11 protein-coding genes are annotated in these 13,061 nt (G+C 67.1%); 6 read left to right on the forward strand and 5 right to left on the reverse strand.

Going from position 1 to position 13,061, the window contains the following annotated elements; genetic code table 11:
* Positions 1 to 40: 40 nt before the first annotated feature.
* From OG326_RS20210 to OG326_RS20220, 3 genes are read right to left on the reverse strand one after another with little or no spacing between them, the layout of a single operon-like run.
* Entirely contained in the window at positions 41 to 1,141 is a 1,101-nt protein-coding gene (locus OG326_RS20210) for a TerD family protein (RefSeq protein WP_327146209.1), read from the reverse strand.
* A 37-nt stretch (positions 1,142 to 1,178) separates the two neighbouring features.
* A complete protein-coding gene (locus OG326_RS20215; RefSeq protein ID WP_327146210.1) occupies positions 1,179 to 2,138 on the reverse strand; it encodes an NAD(P)H-dependent flavin oxidoreductase in 960 nt (319 codons plus the stop codon).
* Between the two features lie 41 nt (positions 2,139 to 2,179).
* A complete protein-coding gene (locus tag OG326_RS20220; RefSeq protein WP_327146211.1) occupies positions 2,180 to 3,373 on the reverse strand; it encodes a PucR family transcriptional regulator in 1,194 nt (397 codons plus the stop codon).
* Between the two features lie 109 nt (positions 3,374 to 3,482).
* Here OG326_RS20220 and OG326_RS20225 point away from each other — a divergent pair, with 109 nt between their 5' ends.
* On the forward strand, positions 3,483 to 4,343 hold the full coding sequence (locus OG326_RS20225) for an alpha/beta hydrolase (RefSeq protein ID WP_327146212.1): 861 nt from the start codon (positions 3,483 to 3,485) through the stop codon (positions 4,341 to 4,343).
* Positions 4,344 to 4,462: 119 nt separating this feature from the next.
* A complete protein-coding gene (locus OG326_RS20230) occupies positions 4,463 to 4,717 on the forward strand; it encodes a hypothetical protein (protein WP_327146213.1) in 255 nt (84 codons plus the stop codon).
* 87 nt (positions 4,718 to 4,804) lie between these two features.
* Here the strand turns inward: OG326_RS20230 and OG326_RS20235 are convergent, their stop codons facing one another.
* The gene (locus tag OG326_RS20235) at positions 4,805 to 5,182 is read right to left on the reverse strand and encodes a hypothetical protein (RefSeq protein ID WP_327146214.1); all 378 of its coding nucleotides are present in this window, start codon (positions 5,180 to 5,182) and stop codon (positions 4,805 to 4,807) included.
* 94 nt (positions 5,183 to 5,276) lie between these two features.
* Here OG326_RS20235 and OG326_RS20240 point away from each other — a divergent pair, with 94 nt between their 5' ends.
* The 4 genes from OG326_RS20240 (at position 5,277) to OG326_RS20255 (ending at position 9,126) form a co-directional block, all read left to right on the forward strand.
* Positions 5,277 to 5,819: a YaeQ family protein gene (locus tag OG326_RS20240; protein ID WP_327146215.1), complete on the forward strand. Its 543-nt coding sequence runs from the start codon at positions 5,277 to 5,279 to the stop codon at positions 5,817 to 5,819.
* A gap of 120 nt (positions 5,820 to 5,939) precedes the next feature.
* A complete protein-coding gene (locus tag OG326_RS20245; RefSeq protein ID WP_327146216.1) occupies positions 5,940 to 6,365 on the forward strand; it encodes a hypothetical protein in 426 nt (141 codons plus the stop codon).
* A 165-nt stretch (positions 6,366 to 6,530) separates the two neighbouring features.
* Entirely contained in the window at positions 6,531 to 7,778 is a 1,248-nt protein-coding gene (thrS, locus tag OG326_RS20250; protein ID WP_327146217.1) for a threonine--tRNA ligase, read from the forward strand.
* Between the two features lie 190 nt (positions 7,779 to 7,968).
* Positions 7,969 to 9,126: an alpha/beta hydrolase gene (locus OG326_RS20255; protein WP_442790980.1), complete on the forward strand. Its 1,158-nt coding sequence runs from the start codon at positions 7,969 to 7,971 to the stop codon at positions 9,124 to 9,126.
* Between the two features lie 86 nt (positions 9,127 to 9,212).
* Here OG326_RS20255 and OG326_RS20260 read toward each other — a convergent pair whose 3' ends face one another.
* Entirely contained in the window at positions 9,213 to 12,986 is a 3,774-nt protein-coding gene (locus OG326_RS20260) for an arabinosyltransferase domain-containing protein (protein ID WP_327146219.1), read from the reverse strand.
* Positions 12,987 to 13,061: the final 75 nt, after the last annotated feature.

Genomic DNA, 13,061 nt, shown 5'->3' on the forward strand with positions numbered 1-13,061 from the left:
CCACCGATACCGGCCGCGGCCCGTAAAGATTCCGACCTGATCAGAGGAACGGGACGACCTGGGTGACGGCTTCGATGGGGTGACCGGCCTGGATCGGCTGGCCCAGGGACTGGATCTTCCAGACGCCGTCCTGGCGATGCACCTTGGCCACCACCATGCCGGTGTGCGGCCCGCCCGCGCTGAGATTGGCCCGGGTGAGCTCGGCACTGCTGCTGCCGTCGATGAGCCGCCAGAAGGCATTGCGGACTCGTTCGAAGGTGTGCCCGGCGTAGGAGGTGATGACGAAGACGATCGCGGTCGCGCGCATGGGCAGGCGGGTGAGGTCGACGGTGATGACCTCGTTGTCGCCCTTGCCCTCACCGGTGAGATTGTCACCGGAGTGCCGGATCGCGCCGTCGCGGGTGGACAGCTGGCCGTAGAACGCGGCGTCGATGAGATCGTTGCCGGCGAAGACCAGCGCCGAGGCGTCCAGGTCGATCTCCGCCGGGCGGCTTCCCCAGCGGCTCTGGACGTGGACCGGATCCCAGCCGAGCGCCAGCTTCACATTGGCCAGTTCCTTGCCGCCGTGCGTGCGCAGCGCGACGTCCTGGCCGGGTTGCAGGACCGCGGACCAGGCGGGCTCGGTGGGCTGGGCCGTCGGTGAGGTATTGCCGATCGATACGGCGTGCGCGGCGACCAGCGCGGCGAAGCCACTGACGTAACCGTGTCCGACGGCCCGCGTCTGCCAGCCGTCGCCCGTGCGATCGAGATCGAGCGCCACGAGCGTCGACTCCGGGCCGAGTCCCTCGATGACGTACTCGTACAACGGGTTTGCCTGCGCGTCCGCGATGGTGAGATGCGGCGGCGGGTAATCGTTGAAGTGCGCATTGCGGTCATCGAGCGCCAGCACGATGCGGATGAACCCGATATCGGCCGGAATCTCGCGCAGATTGATCGCGAGCGAGGTCTGGCCCGGAATCAGGCGCACCCCGGGACCGGCGGGCTGGTTGTAGAAGACGAGGTCCTCGTCACTGCGCACCCGCCCCCGGGCAGTCAGTAGGAGTGCCGCCAAATCGACGCGGGCACTGTGGAATACGGTAACGACGAGTTCGGCGAGACCTAGCTCGCCGGCCTGGCCCTGGGTCAAGAGTGCGGCCGCCACACCTGTCACTCTACGGTGGTTTCGGCCGAGTTCGCCGTCATCCGGTGGTTACGCGAGTCAGCGCCTGTTCGGCCTCGATCGTCAGTCGCCCGACCAGTTCCGCGGCCGAGGGCGCATCGGTGACCAGATCCACGGACTGACCTGCCCATACGGGCGCGACCAGGCTGTTTCCCCGCTGGGCGGCGGTGCGATAGGCCCGCTGGGCGTCGAGATCGTGCACCAGTTCGTCCTCTCGGCCGCGCCAGCGATCGATATCCTCGGTGCGCACGGTTCGGGCCGAATATTGCGGCGGCCAATCCGCGCCGCGCAGGATATCGGTGATCCGGCTGCGCTCGGTATCGCCGCCCCCGGCATCGATCAGCGCCTTGACGACCTCGGCGGGGACGCGCGCTTCGAGACTGGCCTGGAATCGGGTGCCGATGAGCGCCCCCGCTGCTCCGAGCACCAGGGCGGCCGCGACCCCGCGGCCGTCGGCAATACCGCCCGCGGCCAGGACCGGAGTGCTGCCCGCGAGGTCTACGACGGTCGGCACGAACGACATCGTGGACCAGCCCACCCGGCCGTGGCCACCGGCCTCGCCGCCCTGTGCGATCAGCAGGTCGGCGCCCAGATCGAGGGCGTGTTTCGCCTCGTCGAGGTCGGTGACCTGCACCAGCACCGGGATGCCCGCTCTGCGCACGCGCTGGATGAACGGGGCCGGATCGCCGAAGGAGAACATGATCGCGGCGGGGCGATGCTCCAGGACCTTCTCGATGGTGCTGATATCCACCGCCCACGCGAGAAACCCGATGCCCCAGGGCTTATCGGTCGATTCGGCGACGAGCCGCAGATCCTGATCCAGCCAATCGTGATCGCCGCGGCCGCCGCCGACCATGCCCAGCCCGCCGCCAGTGGATACCGCTGCCGCCAACGCGCCGCCGGCCGCACCGCCCATGGGTGCGAGGGCGATCGGACTCTCGATTCCGAAGGTCTCGGTGAACCTCGTCGTCAGCGACATAGCCCCAGTGTCGGCACACGATTTCGGCCGGGTCAAGGAATTCAAGGGATGTTTGTGATTTCCAATAGCGTGAGAGCCTGCAGGGCCGTGCCGAATTCGGTGACGGTCGCCGGGTCGGTCAGGGAGCGGAGGGTCAGCTCCTCCACACGCCGCAGGCGATAGCGAACGGTATTGGCGTGCAGGTACATTCGGCTCGCCGTCGCGGCGGCGGATCCGCCTGCGGCATACCAGTTCTCGAGGGTTTCGAGAAGCCGGCGCCGCTCCTCGAACGGGAGTCGCAGCAGGGGACCGAGTTGCACGCGCGCCATGCGCTCGGCCTCGACCGGTGCGGCGGCGATCAGCATGGCCAGGGGATTGTCGTCGAAACGGGCAACGCCGGTGCGTCCGCGCAGACCCGTCAGGGCCAGGCGCGCGAAGTGCAGCGCCTGCGGTGTCTCCGGCAGGGATTCGTACGGCGGGCTGATGCCGACGCGGGTGCGATATTTGCGCAAGGTTTTCAGGACCGCCGCCTCGCTGTCGGCGGGCACGGCCAGCACCCCGATCTGCTGATCGGGCAGCAGCCGCCACGCCGAGGTGATTCGGTGCGCGCGCAGGGCCGATTCGATGCCGGGCAAGGCTTCTCGGCCGGGCGCGGGGACATCGGCGGCGGCGACCAGGAAGCGGGCGCTGACCGGCAGGCCGAGAATGCGGGTCGCCTCGCCCAGTGTGGTCGGATCGGCGATCACGCCGGTGAACAGCGCCTCGACCAGCACCGATCGCTCGTGCTCGCGCTGCAGCAGGAGCTGCGAGGACTTCTCCCGATAGGACGTGGCCACTGCCACCGAGTACTCACCCGCGAGCGCCCACACCTCGGCGGCCAGCGATACCAGCACCGCATCACTCACCCCGGGATGGCGGCGGGCCTCGGAAACCATTTCGGACCAGAGGAATTCGAATCCGAGCCGGAAGGCGTGCAGGGTTTCGGCCAGCGGCACGCCCTGCTGTGCGCGCAGGCGACCGGTCTCCTTCGGCGGTTCCGGATCGACCGGCGCGGTGGAGGTGAAGTGCTCGATCATCAGGGTGAGATTCCGGGTGCACGACGTGCGGATGGTCTCGAACGGCACCTGGGCCTCATTGCGATAGGACTCCAGCTCCTGCTGGAAACGATGCGCCAGCGCCACCCCGAGGGCGTCGATGCGGCCGAGCAGTGCGGCGGCCAACTCGATGACTGCTTCCGGTGGCTGGGTTCGCTGCATCGGACCAGGGTACTGCGGGTGTGATTGTCGCCGAGAACAATCGGTCACCGGCGGTCTTGTCCGTGCATCCATGGGCCGGGGCCCGGTGCGGTGCGACGATCGTCGGCACATGAACTCACAGGAGCAGACAGTGTTCACCTTCACCAGTAGCGACGGCGTCGACATCCACGTGCGGGCATGGCTCCCGGACACCGGCGTTGTGGGCATCGTCCAGATGGCGCACGGCATGGGGGAGTACGCCGCCCGCTACGGCCATCTCGCGGAACGTCTTGCGGCCCTGGGCTATGCGGTCTACGCAGGCGATCATCGCGGCCACGGGCACAGCATGGCGGGCGCGCCGGGGGAGCTGGGCGCGAACGGCTGGAACCTCTTGGTCGAGGACCTGGTCACCCTCACCGGCCTGCTGCGCGGCAGACACCCCGGGGTACCGCTGGTGCTCTTCGGTCACAGCCTCGGTTCGTTCGCCGTCCAGCAGTACATTCTCGACCATTCCGCGCTGGTCGACGATGTCGTATTGTGCGGCACCACAGCGGTGGACGAGCTGTTCGTGAATATCGCCGCGGCCGAGGGTGATCTGCTCGGGCTGTTCAATGCGGCGTTCCAGCCCACCCGGACCACCGCGGACTGGCTCAGCCGCGACGAATCCCAGGTGGATGCCTATATCGCGCATCCGTGGTGCGGGTTCGACATCGATGCGGCGAATATGGCGCTGCTGGCGGCGGTGGCGTCCGAGCGTCTGTCGGCGCCCGCCACCGTGCCGGACGATCTGCCGCTCTACGTCATGGTCGGGGATCGCGATCCGCTCAATGACGGTCTGCGCCTGAGCAATCTGCTGGTCGAGCGCTATCGCCGGGCCGGACTGACCGACCTCACCTACCGCGTGTACTCCGGTGCGCGGCACGAGATTCTCCATGAGACCAATCGGGACGAGGTGGAATCGGATCTGATCGCCTGGATAACTCGCGGCTAGCCGGCGGGCAGCGGCGCCGACTCGCGCGGTCGCGGCGCGCGGATGCTGGTTTGGCCCGGTGGCGGGCCGGGCACCCCGGAGGGGTTGGGGAGCACGGCTATCCGAAGGAGATCCCCTCGATGAGTCACCAAGCCAACTTTCCGGAGACCAGCACTCGACCCGGAGAGTCCCTTCTGGATTCTGTTCACTGTTCCGGCCTCGCACTTCTGCTGTGCGGCATCATCATTCTCGGATCGAGCCTGACCGCGGCCACCGACGGCTTCGACGGGTGGACGGTCACCTGGTCGCTGATCAGCGCGCTATGCCTGGTGGCAGGCGCTGCGGTCATTTTGATCGAGCATCAGCACGCCCGCTCCGACGGCTCGGTGAAATGATCGAGCCCCGTTGGGCGGCATGGGGACATGCCGCCCAACGGGGCTCCGTTTCAGCCGTCGAGGCTGTCGTGGCCGGTGCCGGACAGGTCAGGAGATGATCATCAGGGGCTGGGTTTCGGTTGCGGGGCAGGCGGATTCGACCACTGCGGTCAGCCGGATGCGGGAGTCTCCGACGATCCCGGTGAATGCGCGCCGGCCGCCGGCGGCTTCACGGTCGGTGGTGGCATCCACCATCTTCAAGGCCATGGCCCACTTCATCAGTTGGGCGTTCGCCTCTATTTCCGGTATATCGGGATGAATTGTGCCGCAGAATTCGGCGGCACCGGTCGCATGTGAGGCGAACCGGCCGCAGCAATCCCACATCCATGTCACGTGCGGTAGCGGTACTCCCGCGGCTGCGGCCGCATAGGAGTTCACCGTCTGCGAAAGATTCTCGATCGCAGCCATCGTCAGCGATTCGGTCACAGCCGAAAGGTTGCCACCTGCGGGAACAGCTAGCCCGCAACTCCTTTGAGTGCGCGTGTCGGCGCGCGCGGCGGGTTAACTAAGCTGCTGCTCCATGGCCCTGAGCGCAACACTGCACACCTTCGCCGTCCAACTGGCCGACGTCGATCGCGGCGTCTACGTAGATTTGGATTTGCGGGTCGCGCGCCACCCGTCCGAGACCGCCGAATACATGCTGACGCGAGTGCTGGCCTACTGCCTCGAATACGAGGAGGGAATTGCCTTCAGCGAAGGCGGCATTTCCGCGACCAAGGAACCCGCGGTAGTCGTGCGGGACCTCACCACGAGCGTCACCGCCTGGATCGAAGTCGGTGCGCCCGATGTGGACCGCGTGCACCGCGGCAGCAAACTGGCCGGCCGGGTCGCCATCTACACCCACCACGATCCCGCCAAGGTCCTCTCGCAACTTCCCGCCAAACGAATCCACCAGGGCGCGCAGATCCCCCTCTACAGCTTCGATCCCGGCTTCATCGAATCCGCGGTTCCGGCCATCCAGCGCCGCAATAACGTCACCCTGTCGATCACCGAGCGCCTGCTCTACCTGGACATCAACGGCACCGCCGTACAGACCCAGATCGAACGACACTCGCTCCGGTAGACCCGGCGGTGTGAGGTACACGTGGCAGGGTTTCGGTAGCGGACACGTTGCTATTTCCGATAGGGATGTCGTCCGGCTTCCGAGAACAGCTCCATACGACCGTGCAGGGAGATGCATTTCATGAGATTTGCTCGTACGTTCGCCACGTGTTCGACGGCATTCGCCGTATCCGGATTGGCGGCTATCGGCACCGCCGCGGCGGATCCGGTCGCGATTCCGTTCCAGATCAATCCAGCGCCCTTCGGTAATCCGAACGGCAGTTTCGATGCCTTCCCCGGCCGATGCGCCGCCGTGGTCGGCCAGCAGTCCGGAGTTGTTGTCATTACCGGTTCGATGCCCGGTGGGTGGGGGTGCTCGATCTCCTCATCGGTGAGTTGGATCAACCTTTCCAACGGTGCGACGGGAGGCGCGGTGCTCTCCGATGGGTTGAACGGCATTCCGGCGGCGGCGACGCTGCAGACGGGCGTCGGCCAGGTCGCGCTCATTCTCACTACCGCTAGTGGTGGCACGACCACGCCGGGCTTGGCCACGTTCTACGTGCCGTAGTGCTTGTCGCGGGCGCCGAAAAGTATTGCGGTTGTTCGGCGCCCGGTGGGCGAGGTACCGTGCTGAACATGCAGCGCGCACAGTCGACTACGACGCCGGACCACGTCCCGGCGCGCTGATTCATGTTCTGACATCGAGCCCCGGGCGAGTGCCCGGGGCTTTCCCATGTGGTCGCTCGCCTGCAGTTTTCAGGAGGAGACCATGCACGACCACCGCAGACTCGGCCGCGAGCTGGACCTGTTCGACACCGATCCGCTCATCGGGGCGGGCCTGCCGTACTGGTTGCCCGAGGGGGCGATCGTGCGGCACGCCCTGGAGGAGTACATCCGCGATGTGGAGCGGAGGGCCGGGTATCGGCATGTGTATTCGCCGGTACTCGGAAAGCGGGCGCTGTACGAGATATCCGGGCACTGGGAGCATTACAGCGACGATATGTATCCGCCCATGGAGGTCGGCGGGGAGCAATTGGTGCTGCGGCCGAGCCTGTGCCCGCATCATGCGCTGATCTATCGATCGCGCTCGCACAGCTATCGTGAACTGCCGCTGCGGATTGCGGAGCTGGGCGGGATGTACCGCTCCGAAATGTCCGGCGCGCTGGGCGGTTTGACCCGGGTGCGCGCTATTCAGCTCAATGACGCGCATATCTTCTGCACTCTGGAGCAGGTCGCGCAGGAGGCGGTCGGCGCGCTGGCGCTGATCGGTGCGGCGTATCGGGCGCTCGGCATCGGCGCGGCCCGGTACCGGCTGTCGCTGCCGGGCCCGGAGGGGAAATATGTTGCCGGACAGGATATGTGGGAGCAGGCGAGCAAGCTGCTCGTCGCCGCGCTCGAGGGCTCCGGGCTGGAGTACGAGGCGGCGGCGGGGGAGGCGGCGTTCTACGGCCCCAAGATCGATGTGCAGGTGCGGGACAGCGCCGGGCGGGAATCGACCCTGTCCACCGTGCAGGTGGATTTCTACCAGCCGCAGCAGTTCGACCTGCACTATGTGGGCGCGGATGGTGCCAAGCATCGGCCGGTCATGGTGCACCGCAGCATTATCGGCAGTGTCGAGCGGGCCGTGGCCCACGTGCTGGAGCAGCACGGCGGCGCGTTTCCGGCGTGGCTGGCACCGGTGCAGGTGGCGGTGCTGCCGGTCTCCGAGAGCGAGAGTTCGGCTGCCGCACAGTTTCTGGATCGCTGCCTTGCCGCCGGACTGCGTGCGCAGGTGCTGGAATCGGGAAGTCTCGGTGCGCGGGTGCGCACCGCGCGGCTGGTGCCGTATCAAGTGGTCATCGGGCCGATCGAAGCGGCGGCCGGGGAGGTCGCGGTGCGGCTGCGGGACGGGCGCCGGCTCGCCGCGCAACCCGCCGGGCTGGTGATCTCGCACATCGGCGCGTTGGTGAACGATCACAGCGCTGACCTGTGGGCGGCCTGAGGCGCGCCGGTGTCGTGGCGAGTCGAACCGGCTGCGTCGCATCTCAATTCGATGGGACCGGGCCGTGTTGCGCGCGTTATGCTGCACGGCGAACCGCCGGCCCCGGTATTCCGGGGCGGGGGTGGGACATCGTGGGGACGCGGCCGGTTCGGCCGTATTTACAGAAAGGCCGAAACAAAATATGCGAGGCATGGATGTGCGAGGGGCGCAGGGGCGCCGCCACAGATCCCGGGGTGGATGGCTCGAGCGCACCGTGGCGGGTGCTGTTGTGGCTGTATTGCTGCCGTTCGGGGCGTCGGTGGCAGTGGCAGGTCCGGCGTCGGCGGACTATGACCCGTCCGGATTCGACTTCATGGTCGACTCCAGCATGGGGACGATCAAATCCCGGATCTTCCGGGCGGCCGATGGCAATACCGACCGCGTGGTCTACCTGCTCGACGGTGAGCGGGCCCAGAACGATCTGAACGGCTGGGAACTGCACACCGGCATTCCGGCGGCACTGGCCAAATTCAATATCAATGTGGTGCTGCCGGTCGGCGGCGAATCCAGCTTCTACGCCGACTGGAACGGGCCGAGCAATTTCTTCGGCGTCAATCCCGATGCGTCGGCGCTGCCGGGGCGGGACTCCGGATCGGCCGTCGGCGGGTGGGACGAGACGCAGGGCAAGACCAATACCTACAAGTGGGAAACGTTCCTCACGCACGATCTGCGTAATGCGCTGCGGGATCGGCTGGGTTTCAGCGATAGTCGCAATGGCGTGTTCGGATTGTCCAGCGGTGGCAGTGCGGCGGTGGTGCTCGCCGCCTACCACGCTGACCAGTTCGTCTATGCCGGTTCGCTTTCCGGCTATCTGCACTCGTCGGCGCCCGGTATGCGCCAGGCGCTGGGGCTGGCCATGATCGCGGCCGGTGGCTACAACATCGACGCCATGGCGGCGGCGGACAGCCCGGCCTGGGATCGGCTGGACGCGGTGTCGTTCGCGCCGCTGCTGATCGCCAACAACACGCGGCTCTACATCGCCTCGGGTAGCGCGATTCCGGCGCAGCAGGATCTGTCCTCGTCGGATGCGGTCATCCAGGGCATGCCGCTGGAGGGGATTGCGCTGGCCAATACCAAGGCATTCCAGTCGCGGCTGCAGGAGCTGGGCTACGACAATGTGACCTACGATTTCCCGAGCATCGGCGTGCACAACTGGGGTAACTGGGAGCAGGTGGCCAACCGCCTGCTGCCCGATATCGCACAGCACATCGGCAAGCCGCTGCCGGCTGGTGCACAACCGACGCCCCCGGCCGATGGGCCTCCGGGTGGCGGTCAGCCGCCGGCCGGTGGCGCTCCGCCCGCGAAATAGTCTGTACTGCACACAGATCCGCCGCTGTCCGGTAGTCGGGCAGCGGCGGATCTGTTCGGTCTCAGCGGACTAGCATTTTCGAGACGCTAGTTCGTCTTGATAGGTGCGTCATTTGTCCAGCCCCAGCGGTTTTCGACCCGCACCGTGATATCGGCCTGGGGCGCCCTGGCATTCGAGACGAACTGATAGCGCTGCAGTTCGCCCCAGTCACGGGTCCAATCGTGGTCGAGATAGGCCGGGACGGTGCGAGGCTGCAGCAGCAGGTCGATCCAGCCGAGTGGGCCGCCGCCGGTATCGTCCTGCCAGGTCTCGGAGACCTGCGAATTGAGCTTGTCGGGCAGAATGCGCCAGCCGGGCACCTCGGCGACACCGTCCTTGTGATCGAAGGGGTGCTGGCACGGGAAGGCCAGGCCCACATGGAAATCCGCCAATACCGGATCGGTGCCGCCGACCACGGAATTGAGGCTGGACAGGCGGGGGAGCCGGGGCGGAGTGACGGCCAGCCACTGCTTCCCGGTGGGATCGTCGGCCTTGGCCACCAGGCGGATCGCATTGGCCTGCGCGGGAATTCGGTCGAGCGCGATCGGCAGATTACGCCACATCGGGGCGCCGCCGATACTCGGAGGCACCAGATCGCCCAGCGGCGTGACGGTGCCGTCGTCGGCGCGGTGTGCGAACTCGGCCTTCAACTGCTGGCCGTCGACCGCCCGGCCGCTGTCGTCGACCGAGGCGATCTGACCGGCGACGGTCAGAATCAGCACCTGGTAGGCGGAATCCTTGTGTGCGGCAGCCAGATCCAGCTGATACCACTGGGTGGTCAGATGGGCCGGTTGCTTGTCGCCGGTGGTGTAGCTGCCGAGGACGGGTGTCCGGGCCGGATCCAGTCCGAATGGCAATTCGGTTGTACTGCCATTGATTCCGGTCACCTTGCGGGTGTTGCCGCCGGGCCCGCCAGGACCGCTTGGACCGCCACCGGGCGGGGGACCGGGCTTCTTGCCGCCGGGTCCGCCGCTGCCGCTGGGCGGGCCGCCGCCCGGACCGCCGCCCGGACCGCCCGCATCCGGGATGAGATCGCCCAGTCCGTTGGCAGTGAATCCGGCATTGTCCGCGGCGAGGCTGTCGGCAGTGGTGCCGGTGTAGGGATGCAGCAGTGAGTCCGCGGTATTCGTCTCCACCAGAACGTCATCGGCCATGGCGCAGGAGTGGCCCGCGAGGGTGCGGAGATTCGACAGCGCGACCGAATAGCCCGGGTACTGATCGTAGGCGGCGTGGGCCATCGAGGCGACCTCGAACAGCACCAGTGCGGCTGCGGCGATGGTCAGCGGGCGGATTGTGAATCTACTGAAACGTGTTGTGCCGCTGTCCTTTGTGGCAGTCGCGTACGGCTCACGGTAGTACTGCCAACCGGCCACCGCGACGCACAGCACCGCCAGACAGAGGAACAGCGTGGCGATCCCCATACCGCCCAGCAGTGGTGCGCGATCCGGCCAGGACACCCCGTAGCCGGAGACGTACCACCAGCCGTTCGAACCGGTGAAGGTCACAGCGAGCAGGAACAGCACGGCTGCCGCGAACAGCGAGCGTGTATAGCGGGCCCGAATCACGGTGCTGCTCACCGCGACTGTTGTGATCGCCGCCAGTGCGGCGGCCAGTCCCGCGTACACACCGAAGTGGTGGGTCCACTTGGTGGGGGTGAACATCATCAACAGCAGTGACATGAACACGATGCCGAGCACCCGTGCCACCGGCCCGCGTGCGGTGCTCGGGATCCGGCCGCCCCTGCCGCGGGCCACCAGGACGCACACCGCAAGGCAGAGCAGCATGCCGAGAATGCCGAAGCGCCGGGACAGTGAGCCGTCGGGTGTCAGCGACAGCAGCGATTCCCAGCGGGTGGGCTCATCGATCCAGGAGAAGTCGGGGCCGACGAGCTGGCGCACGCGGGTGGCTTCCAGCACGGATGCCAGGGTCTGATCCGCGAAGACCACCACCAGAACGAGTGTTCCGGCTGCCAGGACGGGTGCCAGCAAAGCGCTGTAGCGCAGAAGGATTCGCGTCGACTGACCGGAATAGGTGCGGGCGCGGGTGATGAATGTCTGAAGTATCGGCCGTGATCCGGCGAGCAGGGCGGCTACGCAGATCAGTCCGCTCGGTCCCGCCGCCAGCGAGAATGCCGCGATGAGTACGGCGAAGGCGGCGGGGAGCAGTCGCCTGGTGGCGATCGCGCGTTCCATCGAGCACCAGGTGAGCAGTGCGCCCAGCGCGATCAGCGGTTCGGGGCGCAGGCCATTGTTGTACGGCAGCCAGACCGCCAGGAACACCAGTCCGGCCGTCCACAGCGCCACGGTGTTCGCGCGCAATCGGGATCCCAAGCGCGGCAGGACTTCCCGGCTGATCACCAACCAGCACAACAGCCCGGCCAGCAGGGATGGCAGGCGCATCCAGAGACTCGCGTCGCTGATCCGCGTCATCTGGGCGAGTATCTCGTACGGCCAGCCGAACGGAGCCTCCGCGACCCCGAACCAGCGGTAGTAGTTGGCCGTATAGCCCGCATGCTTGGACACCCGGGCCATGGTGAGGATGTATCCGTCGTCGGAAGTATTGGCGCCGATCACATGCCACACGAGCAGGGTGCCCATGACGACGGCATCGGCGACAGTGAACCGCCACCAGCGCGCGGGAAGGAACCGGCGCTTACGGCGTCCGTCAGCGGTATCGATGAGGTAGAGGCAGACCAGCGCGATGAGCGTGAACAGCACCGCTCCGCCGATTGCCGCCAGCTTCAACAGGCTCGGACTGGAGGAGAATCGGGAATCGATCTCGGCATGCAGCGCCGCATCCCCGAGCCGGGTGCGATCGAGATCGGTATAGATGCCCACAACCTGCGGCCGCACATCTTTGCCGACCGTCGTGCGGAAAGGCGTGCCGTCCTTATGCTTCAGGCCGGTCAGCTCCGCAGTCGTGGCGTTCGCGGTCGAATGCACCGTGAGTGCCGAGCACAGTGGAGCCGGTGCATTCTCCTGATTGGCAACGGGCGCAGAGCCATTCCCGAGCACCGCGTTCGCGCCCGAGTCCGCGTTCGAACCGGGCGGGGTGCCGATGGCGGGCGGTGTAGCACCTGCGGATTGCGGAGCGCCTGCCGGAGGGTTCGCGCCTGCAGGTGGGTTGCCCCCCGCAGGCGGAATTGCACCAGCGGGCGGTGTCGCGCCTGCCGGAGGCGTGGCCCCCGCGGGTGGGGTCGCACCGGGAGGTGGAGTCATTCCCGGCGGTGGAGTCATACCGGGCGGCGGGGTAGCGCCCGGAGGCGGCATTCCGCCCGGCGGGGGATAGGGAGCGCCGGCGGGTGGCAGTGGGGCACCTGAGGGCGGGGTGGCGCCGGAGGGTGCGCTGGAGCCGATTCCATTCGCGGGAGCCGCGCCCGGTGCTGGAGCGGTCCCGGCCGACGGTGGCGCCGCGCCGCCGGAGACAGCCTCTACACCGGTGATATCGCTCAGTGAGGCGGTCAACAGCGGGACATCCCGCAGCAGGACCGACAACGTCCGCCCCGAACCGGCCTTGTCCTCGATCCGAGCCAGCAGCCCCTTCGAGCTCGCTTCGGGCCCCTGCCCCGGAACCGTCGCCAGCACAGTGCCACTGGGCAGATCCCGCAGGGCCGTACACGGCACGCTCAAATCCAACGTCAGCGGCACATAATCCACCAATGCCGCGGTGACCTGAACCGACTGCCCCTGCGGCCAATCCAGGCTCGCTCGATCCTGTCTGACCGGAAGTAGCGGTGTCAGCACCGCCAGCAAAATACCGAGCACCCCCGAAATGAGAGCGACCAGCTGAACTCGGACGAATCCGGAAGAGTCTGCACGCACAATCGACGATGCTAACCACCGCACCAGCGAAACCCCCTGTCACATAATCGGAATCGAGTGCACCCCGCACCCCGC

Source organism: Nocardia sp. NBC_01327, from assembly GCF_035958815.1.
GTDB lineage: Bacteria > Actinomycetota > Actinomycetes > Mycobacteriales > Mycobacteriaceae > Nocardia.